Raw genomic sequence first — 22080 nt, 5'->3', positions numbered from 1 at the left:
CGACGGATGTCGGTGCGACAGGCAACAATGAGCCGCGATGACCACCACCGACACCGCCCCACGCTCGCGATGGATCGACAAGGCCAAGCCGCCGTCCCCCCTCGCGGGTCGGTTGGCGACCCAGTCGCTCCTGTTCGCCCTCGGTGAGGGCACCTTCATGGCCGGCTCCGCCGTCTTCTTCACCCAGATCGTCGGGCTGAGCGTCGTGCAGGTCGGGGTCGGTCTGACCATCGCCGGCCTCTTCGGGTTCGTCGCCGCCTATCCCATGGGCCGCATCGTCGACCGCATCGGCGCCAAGCGCTGCTGGTCGATCAGCAGCGCCGGGCAGGCCGCGATGTTCGCCGTGTGGCCGTTCATCGACAGCTTCCAGGGCTACATCGCGATGGCCGTGGTCATGGAGGTGATCGGCGCCCTGGGCGGCACCGCCCACGGCGCCTACACGATCGACGTCCTGCCGCCCAAGGAACGCGTGACCTCGCGCGCCTACATGTACTCCGCGCTCAACGTCGGCTTCACGCTCGGCTCGCTGGTCGGCGGCATCGCGCTGGCCTTCGAGTCGCTCACGCTGCTGTCCCTGGTCCCCTACTTCACCGCCGCCGTCTTCATGACCAACGCGTTCAACGTCACCCGGCTGCCCGACGCGCCCCACGACATGCGCACCACCGAGGAGCGCAAGGTCAAGGTCGCCGGCCCGGGCCCGCTGAAGAACCTCGGCTGGATGCTGTCGATGTTCTTCTCCGGCACGCTGTGGTCCAACCAGGTCATCCTCAACCTCGTCATCCCGCTGTGGCTGGTCGAGAAGACCGACGCCCCCTGGGTCGTGCTCGCGTTCCTCTTCGGCACCAACACGGTGATGTGCATCTTCCTGCCCCTCGCCGCGGCCCGCGGGATCAAGGACAACAGCACCGCCCTGCGCGCGATCCGGGTCTCCACGGTGTTCTTCATCGTCTCCTGCGTCGTCACGCTGTCCACCCACCACTCCGTGGGCCTGTGGACCGTGCTGCTGTTCTTCCTCGGCCACGTCACGCTCACCGGCGCCGAGCTCTATCTCTCGGCCGCGAGCTGGACCTTCGAGGCCGAGCTGATGGACCCGAGGCGACGGGGCGAGTACCAGGGCGCCGCCGAGCTGAGCAGCACGCTCGGACGCGTCTGGGCGCCCGCGCTCTACACCTTCCTGGCGATGAACTGGGGCTCGGCCGGCTGGCTGCTGATCGCCGCGATCATCACCGTCGCCGCCGCCGGCCTGCACCCGTCGGTGAAGATGGCCAGGCGCTTCCTGGAGGAGCACGTCCCGGCCCACGTGCTGGCCGATGCGTCGGCCTCCGAGGACCCCGAGGACGTCGCGCCGCTCGGGCCGCCCACCGTGGAGCAGCCCGGCGAGCCCGGTGGCGTCAGCGCCCTGACACAATCCGTCGGTGGCAACCCCGACTGACTGGCTCGCCGGAGCCCGCCCCCGCACCCTGCCCGCTGCCGTCGCTCCCGTCCTGACGGGCACCGGCGTCGCGGCGTACGTCGACGAGCCGGTGTGGTGGAAGGCCGCCCTCGCGCTCGTGGTCAGCCTCGCGCTGCAGGTCGCGGTCAACTACGCCAACGACTACTCCGACGGCATCCGCGGCACCGACGAGGACCGGGTCGGCCCGATGCGCCTCGTCGGCTCGGGTGCCGCGTCACCGAAGGCGGTCAAGACGGCCGCCTTCCTCGCCTTCGCCGTCGCGGGCGTCGCCGGCCTCGTGCTCGCCGCGACGACGGCCTGGTGGCTGGTCGCCGTCGGCGCCGTGTGCGTGCTGGCCGCATGGTTCTACACCGGCGGCTCGAAGCCCTACGGCTACCTCGGCCTCGGTGAGGTGATGGTGTTCGTCTTCTTCGGCCTGGTCGCGGTGATCGGCACGACCTACGTCCAGACCGACACCTTCGAGCTGCTGGCGCTCCCCGCCGCCGTCGGCATCGGCGCCCTCGCCTGCGCCATCCTCGTGGTCAACAACCTGCGCGACATCCCCACCGACACGGTGGCCGGCAAGCGCACCCTGGCCGTGGTGCTCGGCGACGAGCGCACCCGCTACCTCTACGCCTTCCTCGTCGGTCTCGCCGCGGTCGCCGTCGTCGCGGTCGCTGCCGCGTCGACCTGGTGGAGCCTGCTCGGGCTGGTCTTCCTCGTCCGGATGCTCCCCCCGCTGCGCACGGTGCTGGGCGGGGCCACCGGACCTGGCCTGGTCCCCGTGCTCCAGCAGACCGGGGTCGGGCAGCTCGTCTGGGCCGTCCTCGTCACCGCGCCTCTCATCGTCCTCGGTGTCGGTGGTTGAGGAAGGCGAAGGCCTGTCCCGAAACCCGGTTGCCCCGTTCACTAGCGTGGTGAGCGTGGACTACGACTTCCGAACGCTCGATCCCCGAGACGAGTCCGAGGCGACCACGGCCGCGCTGACCGCGTGGCTGCAAGCAGTCAGCCAGGGCTTCCACGACGGGACGCCGGGCGAGCTCAACACTCGGCTCTGGCTCGAGACCATGCGCACCGACGAGCAGCGCGTGGTCGGCGCCTGGCTGCCCGAGGGCGAGTTCGGCGCAGGGCCGCGCCCGGTCGGCACGTTCTCGAGCTTCGACAAGACGCTCAACGCCGGCCTCGACGTCATCCCGGTGCACATGATCACCGACATCACCGTCAGCCCCGCCCACCGGCGCCGCGGCCTGCTCAGCCGGATGATGGTCGAGGACCTCGCGGCCACCGACCTCCCCGTCGCGGCCCTGACCGTCTCCGAGGGCTCGATCTACGGCCGCTTCGGCTTCGGCGCCGCCACCTTCCGCCGGCGCATCGAGGTCGACACCGACGCCCGGTTCTCCTTGCGTGCGTACGCCGACCCGGGCCGCTGCGAGCTGATGGAGCCCGCCGACATGTGGCCGGTCATCAGCGACCTCTTCGACCGCTTCCACGCCAGCACGCGGGGCTCGCTCGAGCGCCCGACGTTCTACCGACCGATGCTGACCGGGGAGATCGACTTCGCCACCGGCAGCGCCGACACCAAGCTCCGCGGCGCGGTCCACCTCGACGCCGACGGCAACCCGGACGGTTACGCCCAGTGGAAGGTCGGCGAGGGCGAGAACGCCAAGCCCAAGCCGGTCAACGCCAACCTCCTGACCCTCACCAACGAGGCGCACCTCGGGCTGTGGCAGTTCCTGGCCGGGATCGACCTGACCGACCGCGTCACCGACAACGGGAGCCGGCCCGACGACACCCTCGACTGGAGCGTGACCAACTCCGACGTGGTGCACGTGAAGTCGGTGATCGACCACATCTGGCTGCGCGTCCTCGACGTGCCGGTCGCCCTCGAGGCACGGCCGTGGTTCGCCGACGACTCCCTCGTGCTCGGCGTCGACGACCCGCTGGGGCACGCCCAGGGCGCGTTCACGATCACCGTCCGGGATGGTCGGGCGAAGGTCTCGTCGACCAGCGACTCCGCCGACGTGCTGCTGACGGCCGAGACCCTCGCATCGCTCTACCTCGGCGGCGTCTCCGTGCGCACCATGGCGCGCGCCGGGCGGATCACCGGCTCGGCCGACGCGGTGTCACGGCTCGCGGCGTTGATGGACGGCGGCGCGGCGCCGTACAGCCTGACGAGCTTCTAGCCCGACCCGTCAGTCGTTGTCCTCGCGCGCCTTGCGCTCCTCGAACTTCGAGGCGGCACGCGAGGCGCGCTCCTCGACCCGGCGGGCGAAGGCGTCGCGCTGGCGGTTGAGCAGGAAGTAGGACAGCACGCCGGAGGCGATGAAGGCGATCACGACCGGCCACAGGGCGGGGACCTTGCCATCGGTGAACAGGGACCAGACGAGCAGGACGGTGATCAGGCAGGCCACGAAGAGCGCGATGCGCAGGCCGGTGTAGACGACGAATTCCTTCACAGGGAGGTCTCCTGGGACGTGATGGTGGTGGTGTCAGCCGCGTAGGAATGCTGGCTGGCCGAGCTGAAGAAGTTGATGCCGATGAAGTTGAACCACAGGGTCGCCAGGCCGACGAGAGCGACGATCGCAGCGTTGCGACCCTTCCAGCCGGCGGTGGCGCGGGCGTGGAGGTAGGCGGCGTAGACGACCCAGGTGATGAACGCCCACACCTCCTTGGGGTCCCAGTTCCAGTAGGACGACCAGGCCTGGTGGGCCCAGATCGGCCCGGTGATGAGCACCGCGAAGGTCCACACCGGGAAGCCGAAGGCGTGCATCCGGTAGGAGATCCGGTCGAGGGACGCCAGGGCCGGCAGGCGCGCGACATAGCCGCGCTCTGCCCTGGAACGCTCCTTGAGGAGGTAGAGCACCGACGCGATGCCGCCCAGGGTGAAGGCGCCCGTCGCGATCACGGCGGAGACGACGTGGATCACCAGCCACGGCGAGTAGAGCGCCTCGGTCAGCGGCGCGACCGGGTCGTAGAGCCAGATGACGCCGAGCATCATCATCGACAGCACGAACGCGACCACGAGCGGTCCCATCCACTCCAGCGCGAAGCGGCGCAGGAAGAGGAGGTAGAGCAGGCCGACGAAGAACGTGCCCGACAGCGTGAACTCGTACATGTTGCCCCACGGCACCCGGTTGGGGTCCGCGGCCATCCCGCGCGCGAGGAGCGCGACGAAGTGCACGCCGACCCCGAGGACGGTGAGGAGTACGGCGAGGCGCCCGGCCATCGCCGTACGACCCGTGGTCACGACGACGTCGGCGGGGAGCTTGCGCAGCGCAGCCCACTGGACGAGGTGGGCGAGCAGCGCCAGGAAGTAGACGACGCCACTGGCCGCGACCGCCTGGTTGCTGAGCGCTTCCCACGATGCGTCGGTCACGACTTGTCCTCTTTCGGTTCTTGGAGTGAGTCCATGATCGCCGCGAGCTCGAGCTCGCCGCGCTCGGGGTCGCCGCCGTTGCTTCGATCGAGGGCACCCAGGTCGACGACGGTCTGTCCGTCCTCGGAGCGCCGGGTGCGCACCCAGACCCGGCGGGGCCGGATGAACAGCGAGCCGAGCAGCCCGATCAGCGCCATCACGACGCCGGTGAGGGCGACGAGCTTGCCGGGGGTGCGACTGATCTGCACCTTGTTCCAGCGCTCGATGCCCTCGAAGGTGACCGAGCCGAGCCCGTCGGGCAGCTTCACCGTGTCGCCCGGGCGCAGGTCGAGGCGCAACGGCTGCCCGTCGGCCTTCATCACCTGCTCGGCGTCGGCCTTGTCGAGGACGTAGACGGAGTCGCCGGTGCCCGCGTCGAGGCCCAGGTCGCCGGTGTAGACGAACATCGACAGCAGCGGGTTGAGCAGGTCGCCGAAGCTGGAGCGCGGCATCCCGTCGCCGAGCGCGAAGGTCGGGTAGAAGTCGCCCTCCAGCCCGATCTGGCCGGGGCGGGCGTCGGCGGCCTTGACGACCCCGAAGGACGCGAAGGTCTGGTCGGTGGGCAGGAAGACCGTCGGGCCGGTGGCGGCGATGTCGCCGTTGCCGTCGCGGATCGTGATGACCGGCGCATAGCCGTGGCCGATCAGGAACACCTCGGTCTTGCCGATCGTCAACGGGTGGTTGACCTTGAGGTCATAGCTCTCGGGCTCCGCGTCGGGCGTCTCGCGGTATTCCAGCTCGCTGACGAACTTGCGCGCCATGCCCGCGCGCGGTCCCTCGGTCAGCCACTCGGCCTCGAAGTCCTTGATCGTGAAGGTGAACTGCTCGAGGTCGTCGCCGTCGAACAGGGAGCCGGGCACGAAGTCGTCGTACTGCGTGAGGTCGTTGGAGAAGCCCTGACCGACGCCGACGATCACGCCGCCCTTGTAGCCGAACAGCCCGCCCAGCGCGAAGCCGACCAGCACCACCAGCACCGAGAGGTGGAAGACCAGGTTGCCCGCCTCGCGCAGGTAGCCCTTCTCGGCCGACACCGAGCCGGAGCCCTCGGCGGTCGAGCCTGTCGAGACCACCCGGTAGCGGCGCTTCCTCAGCGCTGCCGCGGCCCGCTCTAGCACGTCGTCCGGCGCATCGTCCGTCGTGTACGCCGCGTGCTCGGGCAGCCTCGACAGGTTCCTCGGCGCCCTGGGCGGCTGGGCCCGCAGCGCGCGCCAGTAGACGGCCGTGCGGGGCACGATGCAACCGACGAGGGAGATCATCAGCAGGATGTAGATCGCCGAGAACCACGGGGAGTCGTAGACCGAGAACAGGTCGAGCTTCTCGTAGACCGGGGTGAGCTTCGGGTGGGCCTCGCGCCAGCGCGAGGCGGCGAGGGAGTCGACGTCCTCCTGCGGCACGATCGAGCCGGGGATGGCGGCCAGCGCCAGGAGCAGCAGCAGCACCAGCGCCGTACGCATCGACGTGACCTGGCGCCAGGCCCAGCGACCGAGCTCGCGCGCCGTCATGTCGGTGGGCATCGGGGTGGCCTGCCGATCGCGGCCCCCGGTGTCCTTCTCGACCGTGTCGCTCACGTCGCTCACACCGCGACCTCGAAGTTGCTGACCAGCCGCACCTGCAGCCACTGCACGGCCCAGTCCCAGGCACCGGTGACGAGCAGGACGCCGACCAGGATCAGCATCAGCCCGCCGATCCGGGTCACCCACTGCTGGTGGCGGCGGACGACGGCGAAGGCCGAGAGCGCGCGGCGGTAGGCGAGCGCGGCGAAGATGAACGGCAGCCCGAGGCCGAGGGCGTAGACGGCCGAGAGGAGCGCGCCGCGAGCGGCGGTCGCCTCGTTGGCCGACAGGGTGAAGATGACGCCGAGGGTCGGGCCGACGCACGGGGTCCAGCCGAGCCCGAAGAGGAACCCGAGGAACGGCGCCGCCACCAAGCCGACGGCGGGCACCTTGTGGAAGCGCATCTCCCGCTGGAGCAGCGGGACCAGGCCGATGAACGCGAGCCCCATCACGATCACGAAGACGCCGAGGACGACGTTGAGCTGCTGCACGTGGGCGGCCAGCCAGAGCCCGAACTGACCGGTGATGGCGCCCAGCGCGACGAAGACGACGGCGAAGCCCAGCACGAACAGGCTCGAGCCGGCCAGCAGCCGGCCGCGGCCGTGGCGACCCTCGGCGAGGTCGGAGCCGGAGATGCCGGTGGCGTAGGAGAGGTAGCCCGGCAGCATCGGGATCACGCACGGCGAGAAGAACGAGACCAGGCCGGCGATCAGGGCCACCGGGAGGGCCAGGACCAGCGAGCCGGAGCCCGCGGTCTCGCGGAACCAGTCACCCACCTGTGGTGCCCCGGCTCTCGTTGTCGACGTCCTCGACCAGCGTGACGAGCGTGCCCACCGACGGCAGTCGGCCCGAGACGACCGCCGCGACGCGGCCCTCGCGGTCGAGCACGAACGTGGTCGGAGGCGAGCGGACCGGGTGGACGGCCGAGAAGTCGAGCAGTGCCTTGCTGTCCGGGTCGTAGATGGACGGGTAGGGCACCTCGTTGGTACGGACGAAGGCCCGCGCGTTGTCGACCGACGCGTCGCGGATGTTGAGGCCGACGAACTCGGCGGCGCCGGCGGTCTGCTCCGCAGCCTCGTTGAGGTCGGGCTGCTCGACCCGGCACGGCGTGCACCACGCACCCCAGACGTTGACGACCACGACACCGCCGCGGAGGTCGGCGAAGGAGATCTGCTTGCCGTCGAGGTCCTCGCCCGTCACGTCGATCGCCTCGCCGCGATCAGCCGCGGGGATCTGGGTGACGGCACCGTCCTGGGAGATGAAGCCCTTGTCGCCGGTGCCGTCGAGGGACGAGCAGCCGGTCGTGACGACGGTGAGCAGGGCGAGCAGCGCGACGAGGTTCCTCACGGTCGGTCTTCCGCCTTGGCGCCACCGGCGGAGAACGGCGCCGAGCGGTCGCCGACGGGGATGAGGTCGCCGGCCGGCTCGGAGTAGACGACCTGGTGCAGCGCGTCGCCGTCGAAGTGCAGCGAGGTCACCGAGCACAGCGTGCACTGACGCGTCTTGGGGTGGTGGAGGTAGGAGCGCTTCTCCACGAACAGCCGCGTCGTCCAGATCGGCAGCTGGTGCGACACGATGACCGCCTCGTGGCCACGGGCCGCGTCGCGGGCGTCGTCGACGGCCGCCATCATCCGGGCCGCGATCTCGTCGTAGGGCTCGCCCCACGACGGCTTGAGCGGGTTGTAGAGGTGGCGCAGCAGTGCGGGGTTCTTCAGGAACGTCTTCGCGCCCCCGCCGAAGTTGACCCCCTCGAACCGGTTGGCCGACTCGATCACGCGCGGCTCGAGGACCGGCGTCAGCCCGCGAGCGGCGGCGAGCGGCGCGGCCGTCTCCTGCGCGCGCTCCAGCGGCGACGTACGCATGTGCACGATGTCGCGCTCGCCGAGGGCCTGTCCGATGCGCTCGGCCATCGTGCGACCGAGCTCCGAGAGGTGGAACCCGTCGCGGCGCCCGTAGAGGACGCCCTCGGGGTTGTGCACCTCGCCGTGGCGGAGCAGGTGGACGATCGTCTTGTCACTCATGCGGATCCAATCGCAGCAGCGGCACGGGCGGCGCCGGGGAGCGCCGCGAGGACGGTGGAGACGGCCCGCTCGTCGTGGGCCGAGGAGACGAACCACGACTCGAACGCCGACGGCGGGAGATAGACCCCGGCGTCGAGCATCGCGTGGAAGAAGGCGGCGAAGGCCTGGGTGTCCTGCGTCGAGGCACCCGCGAAGTCGGTGACCTCGCCGTCGCGGAAGAACACCGAGAACATCGTGCCGGCGCTCTGTACGCCGTGGGGCACACCGGCGGCCGTGAGCGCGTCGACCACGGCGGACTTGATGGTGTCGGCGGTGGCCGACAGGTCGGCGTACACCTCGGGCGTCGCCAGGCGGAGCGTGGCAAGGCCGGCGGTGGTGGCGATCGGGTTGCCGGACAGCGTGCCTGCTTGGTAGACGGGGCCCTCGGGCGCCAGGCGGCTCATCACGTCGGCGCGACCACCGAAGGCCGCGGCCGGGAAGCCGCCGCCCATGACCTTGCCGAAGGTCATCAGGTCGGGGGTCCAGCCCTCGACGGCACCGTCGAGGCCCCAGCCGCCCTCGCGGGTGGCGCGGAAGCCGGTCATCACCTCGTCGCTGATGAACAGTGCGCCGTGGTCGCGGCAGGTCTGGGCGAGGAAGCCGTTGAAGCCGGGAGCGGGGGGTACGACGCCCATGTTGCCCGGCGTCGCCTCGGTGATCAGGCAGGCGATCCGGTCACCGTGCTCGGCGAACGCCGCGCTGACGGCGGCGCGGTCGTTGTAGGGCAGGACGATCGTCTCGCCGGCAGCGCTGGCGGGGACGCCCGGCGTGCCGGGGACCGCGAGGGTGGCGAGGCCGGACCCGGCGCTGGCCAGGAGCGCGTCGACGTGGCCGTGGTAGCAGCCGGCGAACTTGATGACGATGTCGCGACCGGTGAAGCCGCGGGCCAGGCGCAGCGCCGACATCGTGGCCTCGGTGCCGCTGGAGACGAAGCGGACCTTCTCGACCGGGGTGCGCGAGACGATCTCCTCGGCCAGCTCGACCTCGGGCTCGGTGGGCGTGCCGTAGGAGGTGCCGCGGGTGACGGCCTGCGCGATCGCCGCCTGCACCTCCGGGTGGGCGTGGCCGAGCAGCATGGGCCCCCAGGAGCAGATGAGGTCGACGTAGTCGTTGCCGTCGACGTCGGTCAGCCAGGCACCCTTGGCGCTGCGGATGAACCTGGGCGTGCCGCCGACGGCGTTGAACGCCCGGACCGGGGAGTTCACCCCGCCCGGCGTCACTGCCTGGGCCCGCTCGAAGAGCGTGCTGGAAACGGGGGCGGGACGGGCAGTCACCGGGTTATTGTCGCGTAGTCCCCAAGCAAGGGACGATTCGGACCTCGCGACGTGTTGGGCATCACACCAGGGTGTTGCGACGTAACTCACTGTGACACCATTCGTTGAGAGCCTTGCACGCACTTGAGGGAGTGCCGTGCTCTGACCGCAGCACCCTCAGGGGAGACAAGCAATGCCCACTTTCAACCGGTTGCAGAAGGCGACGGCCGTCGTGCCGCTCGCCGTGCTCTCCGTCGCGTGGACCGCCAGCCTGACCGGGATCGGCGCGAGCGCCGCCCTGGCCGGCGACGTGACCACGACGCTGCCCGACGGCAGCGCCGTGCCGACGCAGGCGATCGAGGCCCCGGCGAGCGTCTCCTCCCCCACCTCCGTTGCTCCCGCCGCCGCGAGCGGCGACACCGGCGACATCATCGCGACCGCCTCCACCAGCGGCATCCCGTCGGCCGCGCTCGCCGCCTACCAGCGCGCCGAGGCTGTCATCAACTCCGCCGACAAGGCGTGCGAGGTCTCGTGGCAGCTGATCGCGGCCATCGGTCGCGTCGAGTCCGACCACGGTCGCTTCGGTGGCAACACCCTCAGCGAGGAGGGCGTCGCCGAGCCCGGCATCTACGGCATCGCGCTCAACGGCAAGAACAACACCCAGAACATCACCGACACCGATGCCGGCCAGTACGACTCCGACACCAAGTTCGACCGCGCCGTCGGCCCCATGCAGTTCATCCCGTCGACCTGGTCGGTCGTCGGTGTCGACGGCGACAACGACGGCAAGCGCAACCCCCAGGACATCGACGACGCCGCGCTCGCGACGGCCGTCTACCTCTGCTCCGGTGACGACGACCTGTCCACCGACAAGGGCCAGCGCGCCAGCGTCTACCGCTACAACCACTCCAACGACTACGTCGACCTGGTGATCTCGATCATGCAGGCCTACATGGACGGCGACTTCACGTCGGTGCCCAACGGCACCACTTCCGCCGGGGTCTTCCTGCCCAACACCACCGGGCCGACCACCTCGCCGGTGCGCAGCGCCAAGACCAAGGCCGCCAAGGGTCGCGACGAGGCCGTGGTGCGGGGCAGCACGAGCACCGCGGCCCCGACGGTCAAGCCGACGCCGACGAAGCCGACCACGTCGACAGCGACCCCGACCCCCAACCCGACTCCGTCGCCGACCAAGGACCCGGTCAAGCTGCCGATCCCGACGAAGCTGCCCAGCCTGCCGACGACCAGCGTCACCCCGCTCGACCAGACGCTCACCGTCGCCCAGGCCCAGGCCCAGTGCCTGACCAGCGGCATCTCGGCCCTCGACCTGGCCGCGCTGAACGCGTGTGTCGAGGACCTGATGACGCCGTAGCCACTCGCTCCACGACGAAGGCCCGCCGGTTCCCCGGCGGGCCTTCGTGATTTGCCGAGTCGGCGTCAACACACCCCCACCGGGCGGGGGTCAGCGACCGAGCAGGCGGGCGGCGTCGGCCGCCCAGTAGGTCAGGATCACGTCGGCACCCGCGCGGCGGATGGAGGTGAGGGTCTCGAGCACCGCGGCGTCGCGGTCGAGCCAGCCGTTCGCGGCGGCGGCCTCGACCATGGCGAACTCGCCCGAGACGTTGTACGCCGCCACGGGCACGTCCACGGCGTCGCGGACCCGGCGCACGACGTCGAGATAGGGCAGCGCCGGCTTCACCATGACGATGTCGGCACCCTCGGCCACGTCGAGCAGCGCCTCGCGCACGCCTTCGCGGACGTTGCCCGGGTCCTGCTGGTAGGTGCGCCGGTCGCCCTCGAGGGAGGAGTTGACCGCCTCGCGGAACGGCCCGAAGAAGGCGGAGGCGTACTTCGCGGAGTAGGCCAGGATCGACACCCCGGAGTGCTCGGCGGCGTCGAGCGCGCGCCGGACGACCGCGACCTGGCCGTCCATCATCCCGCTGGGGCCGACCATGTCGACGCCGGCCTCGGCCTGCGCGATGGCCATCTCGGCGTACGCCGCCAGCGTCTTGTCGTTGTCGATCTCGCCATCGGGGGTGAGCAGGCCACAGTGGCCGTGGTCGGTGAACTCGTCGAGGCACAGGTCGCTCATCACGGTGAGCGTGTCGCCCACCTCCGCGACGACGTCGTTGATCGCGAGGTTGAGGATGCCGCTCGGGTCGATGGCACCGCTGCCGACGGCGTCCTTGGTCGACGGGATGCCGAAGAGCATCACCCCGCCCAGCCCCAGCTCGGCGGCCTCGGCTGCGGCGGCCTTCAGCGAGTCACGGGTGTGCTGGACGACCCCGGGCATCGAGGAGATCGGCACTGGCTCGGAGATGTCCTCGCGGACGAACACCGGAAGGATCAGCTGGCTCGCCTGCACCGACGTCTCGCCGACCAGTCGGCGCAGCGCAGGGGTGCGCCGCAGGCGGCGCGGCCGGATGACCGGCCCGGTGATGTCGGGTTGCTCCTCGTTCGCGATCACGCCTGAAGCCTACGGGTCGCCGAGCCGCGACCCTCCGCTGCGCCACGGACGACGAAGGGCGGCGACGGAGTCTCCTCCGTCGCCGCCCTTCGTGCCGTGTCCGGCTCAGCTCACTTCGCGCGGGCCTTGCGGCGGGCGGTGGGCTTGCGCTCGCTCGGCTTGGTGACCGGCTCGCCGGCCTCCAGCAGGTCGAGGCGACGGCTGGCACCGAAGTCGGCGAGGGCGTCCACGAGGACCTCCACGTCGGGCTTCGAGGCGAGTACGTCGACGCGCAGGCCGTGCTCCTCGGCGGTCTTCGCCGTGGCCGGGCCGATGACCGCGATGATCGTCGAGGGGTGCGGCTTGCCGGCGATGCCGACGAGGTTGCGCACGGTCGAGGACGAGGTGAACACGACGGCGTCGAACTTGCCGGTCTTGATCGCGTCGCGGGTCTCCGCCGGCGGCGGCGTGGCGCGCACGGTGCGGTAGGCGGTGACGTCGTCGCACTCCCAGCCCAGGTCGATCAGGCCGGCGACGAGGTTCTCCGTGGCGATGTCGGCGCGCGGCAGGAAGACCCGGTTGATCGGGTCGAGCACGTCGTCGTACGGCGGCCAGTCGGCCAGCAGGCCGGCAGCGGACTGCTCGCCCGTCGGCACGAGGTCGGCGCGCAGGCCCCAGGCAGCGATGGCCTCGGCGGTCTTGTCACCGACAGCGGCGATCTTGAGGCCGGAGAACGCGCGGGCGTCCAGGCCGTACTCCTCGAACTTCTCGCGCACGGCCTTGACCGCGTTGACCGACGTGAAGGCGATCCACTCGTAGCGGCCCTCGACGAGGCCGCGGACGGCCTTGTCCATCTGCAGCGGGTTGCGCGGCGGCTCGACCGAGATGGTCGGGACCTCCTCCGGCACAGCGCCGTACTCGCGCACGCGACGCGACAGCGAGCCGGCCTGCTCCTTGGTGCGCGGCACCAGGACGCGCCAGCCGAAGAGCGGCTTGGTCTCGAACCACGACAGCGTCTCGCGCAGGTTGACGACCTTGCCGATGACCGTGATGGCCGGCGGCGAGATGCGCGCCGCGCGGGCGTCGGCGGCGATGTCGGCGAGCGTCGAGGTGACCGTCGCCTGCTCGGTGGTGGTGCCGACGCGGGTCATGGCGACGGGCGTCTCGGCCGAGCGACCGGCGGCGATCAGCGCGGCGGCGATCTCACCGATGGTGCCGACGGCCGAGAGCAGCACGAGGGTGCGGTCGTCGGAGTACTGGCTCCAGTCGACCTTCGGGCCGCAGGTGACGACGGCCATCTCGCGGTGGTCCTTGGTGGTCAGCGGGATGCCGGCGTAGGCCGGGACCGCGGAGACCGACGAGACGCCGGGCACGATGTCGAAGCCGACGCCGGCCTTGACGCACGCCTGCGCCTCCTCGGGACCGGAGGCGTAGAGGAACGGGTCGCCGGTCATCAGGCGAACCACGCGCGACTTCTTGCCGTGCTTGACCACGACCTTGGCGCGCGCGGCGTGGGTCAGCGGCTGGCCGTCCTCACCGAAGCCACCGTCGACGACCTGCGGGCCGTCCTCGGTGACCGTGAGCAGGGCGTGCACCAGATCGGCGTGCTCGGGCGCCTCGGTGATGATCACCTCGGCGTCGCGCAACAGCTCCACCGCCCGCACCGTCATCAGGCCGGGGTCGCCGGGGCCACTGCCGACGAACGACACCCAGCCCCTCGTGGTGGTGGCGGGCGCCGTGGTGGCGGCGTTGGACTGGGCGCTCTGTGCTCGCGTCATGACTGCTTCCTCACTGGTGCTTCCATCCCTGTGCTGTCCATCAGGCTTGCGGCGCCCTCGGCGAGCATCTCGCTCGCGAGGCGGTTCCCCGTGGCAGCGGCGTCGTCGACGCTGCCGGTCGTGCTTGTGCGGATCGACAGGCCGCCATCGAGTGACAGCGCGATCGCCCGGATCCACAGCTCGTCGCCGTCGTCACCCTCGACGACCTCGGCCAGGGCGCCCAGGGGCGCCGAGCAACCGGCTTCGAGGGCGGCGAGCAGGCTGCGCTCGGCGGTGACGGCCACCCGGGTGGGGTGGTCGTCCAGCCGGGCGAGGTCGGCCAGGAGGTCGGTGTCGTCGCTGCGGCACTCGATCGCCAGCGCACCCTGTCCGGGGGCCGGCAGCATCTGGAGCGGGTCGAGCACCTCGGTGGCCTCGTCGACGCGTCCGAGGCGGGCCAGTCCGGCACGCGCGAGCACGACCGCGTCGTAGTCGCCGCTGGCGACCTTGGCGATGCGGGTGTCGACGTTGCCGCGGATCTCCACGATCTCGACGCCGAGCCCGAGGGCTGCGAGCTGGGCTGCGCGACGCGGCGAGCCGGTGCCGACGCGGCTGCCCGCGGGCAGCTCGCCGAGGGTCAGGCCGTCCCGGGCGACCACGACGTCGCGCGGGTCCTCGCGCGTGGGTACGGCGGCCAAGGTGATGCCCTCGGCGGGCCAGGTCGGGAGGTCCTTGAGCGAGTGGACGGCGACGTCGACCTCGCCGCGCAGCAGCGCGTCGCGCAGGGCGCTGACGAAGACGCCCGTGCCGCCCATCGTGGCGAGCGGGGCGGTGTTGGTGTCGCCCTCGGTGGTGATCTCCACGAGCTCCACTTCACGCCCCAGGCGCTGGCGAATCAAGTCGGCGACATGACCGGACTGGGTGGTGGCCAGGAGCGAGCGGCGGGTGCCGAGCCGGATGCTGCTCAGGGGGGCGCTCATGGGCGTCCCTCCTCGGGCACACCGGCGCGGGTGACCGCGTCGACGGCCTCGGGGTCGAGCGCGAACAGCTCGGCCAGCGCGGCGGCGTAGGACACGGCGCCGGTCTCGTTGACGAGCTCCTTCACCCGGACGGTCGGCTCGTGCAGGAGCTTGTCGGCGACGCGACGCACGGTGTGCAGCACCTCGGCGCGCGTGACTTCGTCGAGGTCGGGCAGCCGGGTCGAGAGCCGCTCCATCTCGGCGTCGACGACCGAGGTCGCCATGGACCGGAGCGCGACCACTGTCGGCGTGACGCTGGCCTGGTGGCGCGCGGCGAGGAAGGCGGCGATCTCCTGGGCGACGATCGCGCGCACGCCCTCGACCTCGCGGGCGGCGTCGGAGTCACGCAGGTCCTCGGCCAGGGACGCGAGGCCGATGAGGGTGACGCCGGGCAGGGTCGCGACCTCGGGCTCCACGTCGTGGGGCAGCGCGAGGTCGATGATCGCGAGCGGGGTCTCGAGGTCGCCGCGGGCCTCGGCGAGCCCGGCGCGGGTGACGAGGACACCGGCGGCGCCGGTGCAGGAGACGACCACGTCCGCGTCGCCCAGAGCGGTCGCGAGCTCGGCCAGCGGCAGCGAGCGGGCGTCGTACTCGCGAGCGAGCCGGGCGGCGTTGTCGCTGGTGCGGTTGACGACGGCGATGTCGCTGGCGCCGAGGCGGTAGACGGTCGAGATGGCCAGGGAGGCCATCGCACCGGCCCCGACGACGACGACACGGCGTCCGGCGACGGTCCCGGGGATCCGCTCGAGGGCGGCGGTGACCAGCGACGGGGCGGCGCGGTCGATGTCGGTCTCGGCGTGCGAGCGCTTGCCGACGCGCAGCGCCTGCTGGAAGAGCACGTTGAGCGCGGGACCGACGGAGCCGACCTCCTGGCCCAGGCGCAGCGCCTCGCGGGTCTGGCCGAGGATCTGGCCCTCGCCGACCACCATCGAGTCGAGGCCGGAGGCGACGTTGAAGAGGTGGGAGACGGCACCGTCGTCGTAGTGGACGTAGAGGTGCGGCACGAGCGCCTCGGTGGACTCACCGGCGCGCTCGACGAGCAGCCGCGAGACCTCCTCGACGCTGCCGTGGAAGCGGTCGACGTCGGCATAGACCTCGAGGCGGTTGCACGTCGCGATGACGGTCGCCTCACCGACGTGCTCGCTGCCCATCAGGTCGTCGACGAGCTTGGTGACGCCGTTGGCATCCAGGGCGAGCCGCTCGAGCAGCGCGACCGGGGCCGACTTGTGGGAGACCCCCACGACGAGAACACTCATGCTGAGTCCTCCGTGACTGCTTCTGCCTCGACCATGCCGGCTGCTGCCTTGCGCTGGACGTGATAGGCGAGGATCTGGAGCTCGATCGAGAGGTCGACCTTGCGGACGTCGACTCCCTCGGGCACCGACAGCACTGTCGGTGCGAAGTTCAAGATGCTGGTGATGCCCGCGTCGACCATCCGGTCGGCGACGTCCTGGGCGGCCAGGGCGGGCGTGGCGATGACGCCGATCGCGACGCCGTGCTCGAGGACGATCGCCTCGAGCTCGTCGAAGGGGCGTACGTCGACGCCCGCGACGACCTCGTCGTGCCGGTCGGGATCGGCGTCGAGCAGGGCCACCACGCGGAACCCACGGCTGCGGAATCCGGAGTAGTTGGCGAGGGCGTGACCGAGGTTTCCGATGCCGACGATGACGACGGGCCAGTCCTGGGTCACACCGATCTCGCGGGCGATCTGGTAGCGCAGGTATTCCACGTCGTAGCCGACACCGCGGGTGCCGTAGCTGCCGAGGTAGGAGAGGTCCTTGCGGAGCTTGGCGGAGTTGACGCCGGCGGCGGTCGCGAGCTCCTCGGACGAGCAGGTCTCGATGTCCTGCTCAGCAAGCGTGATGAGGGCACGTAGATAGACGGGTAGCCGAGCGACAGTGGCCTCGGGAATGTCCCGGGCGTGGTCGTTGGACGTCCGTGCAGTCACTGCGTCTTCTTTCCAGCCAACGCGGTCCCGGGTGTGGGAAAACCCGTGTGAGAACGAGTCGGCGCGATCACTGTAGGAGTTTGTGAACGGGAGAACAAACTGAGCGACGATGCCGGCTAGCACATGTGAGATGACCCACCCGCACTGGGGGCCTCAGCGACGCAGGGCTGTGCGCAGCCGGACGGGGTCGACCCGCCAGAAGTCGTGCTGGCGACCATCGACGAAGGTCACCGGCACCTCGTCGGTGAAACGCTCGCGCAGAGCCGGGTCGGTGTCGATGTCGACCTCGACGTACGACTCCCCCAGCTCGGCGCACACGGCCTCGATGACGGCACGCGCCTCGTCGCAGAGATGGCAGCCCACGCGGCCGTAGAGGGTGACGCGTGCCGGGTTCGGGCTCGCGCTCATTCGAGCAGCCCCAGCTGGCGCCGGCGCTCCATCCCGCGCAGGCGGCCCTTCTGGACCTTGCCGGTGACGGTGAGCGGGAGCTCGGCGACCACCTCGACGCGGGTCGGCTGCTTGAAGCGGGCGAGGCGGGAGGACGCGTGGCCACGCACCGCGTCTTCCAGCGCCTCGCCGTCCTCCGGGGCGTCGGCCTCGGCGACGACATAGGCCACCACGGCCTCACCGGTGTCGTCGTCCGCGACCCCGATGACGGCGGCGTCGCGGACGCCGGGCACCTCGCGGATCACCTCCTCGACCTCGGAGGGATAGACGTTGAAGCCGCTGACGATGACCAGCTCCTTGACCCGGTCGACGAGGAACAGGTCGCCCGTCGAGTCGAGGAAGCCCACGTCGCCGGTCGACCACCAGCCCTCGTCGGAGGGGCCGCTCGCACCGTCGGGCCAGTAGCCGCTGAAGAGGTTGGCCCCCTTGACCTGGATCTCGCCCGGGTCCTCGCCCGTGACCGGCGTGTCGGTCTCGTCGACCAGGCGCAGCTCGATGCCGGGCAGCGCGGCACCGACCGAGCCGGTCTGCAGCACGTCGCTGCACAGCGTGCTGGTCACGACCGGGGACGCCTCGGTGAGGCCGTAGCCCTGGTGGACGGGGATGGTGGTGATCGCGGTGAACTCCTCGATCACCTCCGGCGGCAGGGGTGCGGAGCCGGAGAGCACGAGGCGTACGGGGCCGAGCCGGTCGGCGAGGTCCTCGATCCCGCGCCAGTGGGCGAAGACCGGCGGGGCGATCGGAAGCACGCTGACCGCTTCGTCCTCGATCAGGTCGAGCACGGCGAAGGGGTCCCAGTGCTCGACGAGCAAGAGCTTGGCGCGGTGCTGCAGGACGCCCCCGAGGACGGCGTTGAGCCCGTAGACGTGGAAGAGCGGCAGCACACCGAGCACGACGTCGTCGCCGTGGATCATCGGTGGCTCGACGTCGCCGACCTGCTCGAGGTTGGCCAGCAGCGCACGGTGGGTGAGCATCGCCGCGCGCGGTCGCCCGGAGGTGCCGCTGGTGTAGAGCAGGGCCGCGAGCTTCTCCGGGTCGGGCAGCGGCGGCAGGGCCCGCGCCTCGGTGGCCAGCACATCGGCGTACGACACCTCCCCGTCCTGCGGAGCGGTGTCGATGGTGACGACACGAGGACGCTGGGCGCGGCTGACGAGGTCGGCCTCGAGGTCGGTCGGCTCGCCGTCGAGGGCCGCGACGACCTGGGCGCAGGCGTCCCGGACGACGGCCAGGGAGTCGGGGTCGGCGATGACCAGGCGGGTGCCGGAGTCGGCGATCATCCGCGCGAGCTCGTCGGCGGTCGAGCGCGGGTTGACTGGTACGGCGACGACCTGCGCGCGCAGGATCGCGAGATAGCCCGTGACGAACTCGAGGCGGTTGCCGACCACGAGCATGACCCGGGCGCCGGCCAGGATGCCGAGGTCGCCCAGGCCGGTCGCGAACGACGCAACCTCACCCTCGAGCTCGAGCCAGGTGCGGCCGCGACCGTCCGACTCGACCACAGCCAGGCGATCCGGTGCCTCTTCCGACGCCAAGAGCAAGAGGTCGGCGAGATCCGTCTGCAGCATGGGCCGATACTTCCACACGCGCTGCCCCTCGCGGCGGCCTTGCAGGTCTACGCTGACCGACGTGACGCCGCCCGAAAGACCGCGCCGACTGAACCTCCAGCAACGCTCGACGCTGGCTGGTGAGGCGGCCGCGGCAGCGACCGAGGTCGAGACCGCGCTCAACATGCCCACCGACCTCACGGCGGCGGCCTTCTTCGACGTGGACAACACCGTCATGCAGGGCGCGAGCATCTTCCACCTCGCCCGCGGGCTGCACCGCCGCAAGTTCTTCTCGACCCGCGACATCCTGGGTGCCGCCTGGAAGCAGACCTACTTCCGGGTCGTCGGCGTCGAGGATCCCGAGCACGTCGCAGACGCCCGCAACTCGGCGCTGGGCTTCATTGCCGGGCACACCGTCGAGGAGCTCCGGGAGATCGGCGAGGAGGTCTTCGACGAGGGGATGCAGCACCGCATCTGGCCCGGCACCCGCGCCCTCGCGCAGATGCACCTCGACCAGGGACAACGGGTGTGGCTGGTGACCGCGGCGCCGATCGAGATCGCCTCCATCATCGCGCGCCGGCTCGGCCTCACCGGCGCCATGGGCACCGTCGCCGAGCACGAGGACGGCGTCTACACCGGCCGGCTCGTCGGCGACATGCTGCACGGCCCTGCGAAGGCCGAGGCGATCAAGGCGCTGGCCATCCGCGAGGGGCTGGACCTGAGCCGTTGCTCGGCCTACTCCGACTCCTACAACGACCTGCCCATGCTCTCCCTGGTGGGCGAGCCGATCGCGATCAACCCCGACGCCAAGCTGCGCGCCCACGCGAAGGAGCACAAGTGGCGTGTGCGTGACTACCGCACCGGGCGCAAGGCGGCCCGCGCCGGACTCGTGCTGGCCGCCGCGGCGGGCGGCCTGAGCGGTGCCGTGGCGGCCGGAGCGGCCGTGCGCGGCCGGCGTCACTGACGCTGCCGCCGCTCGCCCGTCTTGATCACCATGTGAGTTCGGTTCCATATGTGGGCTCGCCCGCATACCCTTGCCGAGTGACCGAGACACTGGTCACACCTGGGAGGGTGTTCTACGTATGTCGCGCGACATCGAACTGTCGGCTGGACTGGATGCGCTGAGGCGCGTCCTGGCGCTGGCCCTGTCGCCGTCCCTGTGTACGGCGATGGGCGTCCACCTCGACGTGGCCCTGTCCGAGGCGGCCATGTCGCCGCGACCCGCGACCGGTCCCGCGGGCGCACCCAACGGCGACTACGGCGACGCCGACCAGGCCACCTCCTCGGAGGAGAGCGAGGCCGACCGCACGCGGCTGATCGCGCTCGTCGAGCTCGCGCGCGGCGGCGACAAGGAAGCGTTCGGCATTCTCTACGACCACTACCAGCCGTCGGTCTACCGCTTCCTCTACTACCGCACGCGTTCGGCGACCCTGGCCGAGGACCTGACGGCCGACACCTTCTTCCGTGCGCTGCGCAGCATGAACAACTTCCGCTGGCAGGGCCGCGACTTCGGCGCCTGGCTGATGACGATCGCGCGCAACCTCACGACCGATCACTTCAAGGCCGGTCGCACCCGCCTCGAGATGACGACCGAGGACATGGGCCTGCACGACGACGTGACCGAGGGCCCGGAGGCAGCGGTGCTCGCGGGGCTGACCAACGAGGTGCTGCTCAAGGCACTGACCCAGCTCCCGCCGGAGCAGCGCGAGTGCCTGATCATGCGCTTCCTGCAGGGCCTGAGCATCGCCGAGACGGCCGCGGCGCTGGGCCGCTCCGACGGAGCGGTCAAGCAGCTGCAGCTGCGCGGGGTGCGCAATCTGGCCAAGCTGATGCCCGAAGGGTCGCACGACCGATGAACAAACGTAACCGACGTCTCTCAAGTGCTGCGCCCGCGCGCGTAACTTCCGTCCTCACCGGGTCGTTTGGCCCGGTGGAGGGGCACCGATCGGCTGCCACGTACAGCCTGCGAACCCAAGGAAGAATGCGATGACTGGGCCTTTCTCGGCACGAAGGCGTGCAGAGGAGTTCGACGCGGCACTCTCGCGTCCCTTCACTGAGCAGGACGCCACGGCCTTCGCCGACCTGCTCTCAGTCGTCCGCGACCTGCGAGCCATTCCGGAGCCGGCCCCGCGGGCCGACTTCGTCTCCGACCTGCGCCTGCGCCTGATGGCAGAGGCCGACACCGCCCTGCTCCCGCAGGCCTCCCGTCCGCTCACGGCCGAGGAGCAGCGCCTCGTCCTGCCCGTCCGGTCCTACCGCCGCGACCGTCGACTCGCCACCGTCCTGGGATTCGCCGCCATGCTCGGGGCGACCACCTCCATGGCCGTCGCCGCCCAGAGCGCCCTGCCCGGCGAGTCGCTCTATCCCGTCAAGCGCGCCCTCGAGAACGCCCAGACCGACTTCGCCCGTGACGACACCGCCCGGGGTGAGGCGCTCCTCGCCAGTGCCCGTGGGCGGCTCGACGAGGTCCGCGACCTCGCCGCCGACGGCAGCCCGCGCAGCATCAGCGCTCTCGAGCCCACCCTCGACACCTTCACCGAGCAGGCCAGCGAGGCCTCCGACGTGCTGCTGTCGGCCTACGCCACGACGGGTGACGAGGCATCGATCACCGAGCTGCGCACCTTCACCGGCGCGAGCATGCAGCGCCTGTCCGCGCTCGAGTCCGACCTGCCCGACTCGGCCGACGACAGCCTCGTCGCTGCCAGCCAGCGCCTGGCCGAGATCGACCAGCGCGCCAGCCGCGCCTGCCCGACCTGCGATGGCGGCGTCGCGTCGATCCCGCCCAACCTGCTCACGGCCAGCGCTCCGCCCTCCGGCGTCTCGACGGTGATCGTCACCGCGAGCCAGGATCCCGACCTGCTCACGCCGGTCACGGCGGCGGCGCCCCCCAGGCCCACGTCCCCCGCAGCTCCCGACCCGCTGTCGGGCACGGACGTCGCCGGCGTCGAGGTGCCCGACCTCGAGGTGCCGGACCCGGCCCCGACGTCGAACCCCACCCCGAAGCCCAGCACGCCCAAGGTCGACGTGAAGAAGCAGGTCAACGACGTCACCAAGCTGTTGACCGGCGACCTGTCGACCGCGACGGACGGCCTGCCGGTCGCCGACGAGGCGCTCACCGGTGTCGGCACGACCCTCGACGGCACGGTCGACGGGTTGCAGGGCACCGTCGACAGCGCGACCGACCCGCTGCTCCCCTGACGCGACGC

21 protein-coding genes are annotated in these 22080 nt (G+C 71.1%); 7 read left to right on the top strand and 14 right to left on the bottom strand.

Features of this window, described 5'->3' with window-relative positions; translation table 11 throughout:
• The first annotated feature begins 37 nt into the window (after positions 1-37).
• From CF8_RS02070 to CF8_RS02060, 3 genes are read left to right on the top strand one after another with little or no spacing between them, the layout of a single operon-like run.
• Positions 38-1432: an MFS transporter gene (locus tag CF8_RS02070; protein ID WP_010831482.1), complete on the top strand. Its 1395-nt coding sequence runs from the start codon at positions 38-40 to the stop codon at positions 1430-1432.
• A complete protein-coding gene (locus CF8_RS02065) occupies positions 1416-2300 on the top strand; it encodes a 1,4-dihydroxy-2-naphthoate polyprenyltransferase (RefSeq protein ID WP_010831481.1) in 885 nt (294 codons plus the stop codon). Before CF8_RS02070 ends, CF8_RS02065 begins: the two co-directional genes overlap by 17 nt.
• A gap of 55 nt (positions 2301-2355) precedes the next feature.
• Complete coding sequence (locus CF8_RS02060; RefSeq protein WP_051204095.1) at positions 2356-3615, top strand: GNAT family N-acetyltransferase; 1260 nt, start codon at positions 2356-2358, stop codon at positions 3613-3615.
• 9 nt (positions 3616-3624) lie between these two features.
• Here CF8_RS02060 and CF8_RS02055 read toward each other — a convergent pair whose 3' ends face one another.
• From CF8_RS02055 to hemL, 7 genes are read right to left on the bottom strand one after another with little or no spacing between them, the layout of a single operon-like run.
• Positions 3625-3888 carry a DUF4229 domain-containing protein gene (locus CF8_RS02055; protein ID WP_010831479.1) on the bottom strand — a complete coding sequence of 88 codons (264 nt, stop codon included), beginning with the start codon at positions 3886-3888 and terminating at the stop codon, positions 3625-3627.
• The gene (ccsB, locus tag CF8_RS02050) at positions 3885-4808 is read right to left on the bottom strand and encodes a c-type cytochrome biogenesis protein CcsB (RefSeq protein ID WP_010831478.1); all 924 of its coding nucleotides are present in this window, start codon (positions 4806-4808) and stop codon (positions 3885-3887) included. Before ccsB ends, CF8_RS02055 begins: the two co-directional genes overlap by 4 nt.
• A complete protein-coding gene (resB, locus tag CF8_RS02045; protein WP_010831477.1) occupies positions 4805-6424 on the bottom strand; it encodes a cytochrome c biogenesis protein ResB in 1620 nt (539 codons plus the stop codon). The genes ccsB and resB overlap by 4 nt, the downstream gene beginning before the upstream one ends.
• Positions 6421-7176, bottom strand: coding sequence for a cytochrome c biogenesis CcdA family protein (locus tag CF8_RS02040; protein WP_010831476.1), 756 nt, complete (start codon positions 7174-7176; stop codon positions 6421-6423). Before CF8_RS02040 ends, resB begins: the two co-directional genes overlap by 4 nt.
• A complete protein-coding gene (locus tag CF8_RS02035; RefSeq protein WP_010831475.1) occupies positions 7169-7747 on the bottom strand; it encodes a TlpA family protein disulfide reductase in 579 nt (192 codons plus the stop codon). Before CF8_RS02035 ends, CF8_RS02040 begins: the two co-directional genes overlap by 8 nt.
• Entirely contained in the window at positions 7744-8421 is a 678-nt protein-coding gene (locus CF8_RS02030; RefSeq protein ID WP_010831474.1) for a histidine phosphatase family protein, read from the bottom strand. Before CF8_RS02030 ends, CF8_RS02035 begins: the two co-directional genes overlap by 4 nt.
• Positions 8418-9734, bottom strand: a complete 1317-nt coding sequence (gene hemL / locus CF8_RS02025) for a glutamate-1-semialdehyde 2,1-aminomutase (protein WP_036490004.1) — start codon at positions 9732-9734, stop codon at positions 8418-8420. Before hemL ends, CF8_RS02030 begins: the two co-directional genes overlap by 4 nt.
• A 172-nt stretch (positions 9735-9906) precedes the next feature.
• On the opposite strand from hemL, the gene CF8_RS02020 reads away from it, so the two are divergent.
• Entirely contained in the window at positions 9907-11085 is a 1179-nt protein-coding gene (locus CF8_RS02020) for a lytic transglycosylase domain-containing protein (RefSeq protein ID WP_010831472.1), read from the top strand.
• A 90-nt stretch (positions 11086-11175) separates the two neighbouring features.
• Here CF8_RS02020 and hemB read toward each other — a convergent pair whose 3' ends face one another.
• From hemB to CF8_RS01985, 7 genes are all read right to left on the bottom strand, one after another.
• On the bottom strand, positions 11176-12180 hold the full coding sequence (hemB, locus tag CF8_RS02015) for a porphobilinogen synthase (protein WP_010831471.1): 1005 nt from the start codon (positions 12178-12180) through the stop codon (positions 11176-11178).
• A gap of 110 nt (positions 12181-12290) precedes the next feature.
• Complete coding sequence (locus CF8_RS02010) at positions 12291-13937, bottom strand: uroporphyrinogen-III synthase (protein WP_010831470.1); 1647 nt, start codon at positions 13935-13937, stop codon at positions 12291-12293.
• A complete protein-coding gene (gene hemC / locus CF8_RS02005) occupies positions 13934-14884 on the bottom strand; it encodes a hydroxymethylbilane synthase (protein ID WP_198652252.1) in 951 nt (316 codons plus the stop codon). The genes CF8_RS02010 and hemC overlap by 4 nt, the downstream gene beginning before the upstream one ends.
• A gap of 8 nt (positions 14885-14892) precedes the next feature.
• Positions 14893-16191, bottom strand: a complete 1299-nt coding sequence (locus CF8_RS02000) for a glutamyl-tRNA reductase (RefSeq protein WP_010831468.1) — start codon at positions 16189-16191, stop codon at positions 14893-14895.
• Positions 16188-16883, bottom strand: coding sequence for a redox-sensing transcriptional repressor Rex (locus tag CF8_RS01995; protein WP_010831467.1), 696 nt, complete (start codon positions 16881-16883; stop codon positions 16188-16190). The genes CF8_RS02000 and CF8_RS01995 overlap by 4 nt, the downstream gene beginning before the upstream one ends.
• Before the next feature lie 153 nt (positions 16884-17036).
• Positions 17037-17291, bottom strand: a complete 255-nt coding sequence (locus tag CF8_RS01990) for a glutaredoxin family protein (RefSeq protein ID WP_010831466.1) — start codon at positions 17289-17291, stop codon at positions 17037-17039.
• A complete protein-coding gene (locus CF8_RS01985) occupies positions 17288-18895 on the bottom strand; it encodes a class I adenylate-forming enzyme family protein (protein WP_010831465.1) in 1608 nt (535 codons plus the stop codon). The genes CF8_RS01990 and CF8_RS01985 overlap by 4 nt, the downstream gene beginning before the upstream one ends.
• 61 nt (positions 18896-18956) lie before the next feature.
• Between CF8_RS01985 and CF8_RS01980 the strand changes: the two genes are divergently transcribed.
• The 3 genes from CF8_RS01980 (at position 18957) to CF8_RS01970 (ending at position 22072) form a co-directional block, all read left to right on the top strand.
• Positions 18957-19838, top strand: a complete 882-nt coding sequence (locus CF8_RS01980; RefSeq protein WP_010831464.1) for an HAD family hydrolase — start codon at positions 18957-18959, stop codon at positions 19836-19838.
• A gap of 118 nt (positions 19839-19956) precedes the next feature.
• The gene (locus CF8_RS01975) at positions 19957-20730 is read left to right on the top strand and encodes a sigma-70 family RNA polymerase sigma factor (RefSeq protein WP_010831463.1); all 774 of its coding nucleotides are present in this window, start codon (positions 19957-19959) and stop codon (positions 20728-20730) included.
• Between the two features lie 130 nt (positions 20731-20860).
• Entirely contained in the window at positions 20861-22072 is a 1212-nt protein-coding gene (locus CF8_RS01970) for a DUF5667 domain-containing protein (protein ID WP_010831462.1), read from the top strand.
• The last annotated feature ends 8 nt before the right edge of the window (positions 22073-22080 follow it).

The sequence above is a fragment of the Nocardioides sp. CF8 genome (assembly GCF_000389985.1).
Taxonomy (GTDB): domain Bacteria; phylum Actinomycetota; class Actinomycetes; order Propionibacteriales; family Nocardioidaceae; genus Nocardioides; species Nocardioides allogilvus.
The sequence above is the reverse complement of the archived record's forward strand: the minus strand, read 5'-3'. Positions and strand labels throughout refer to the sequence as shown.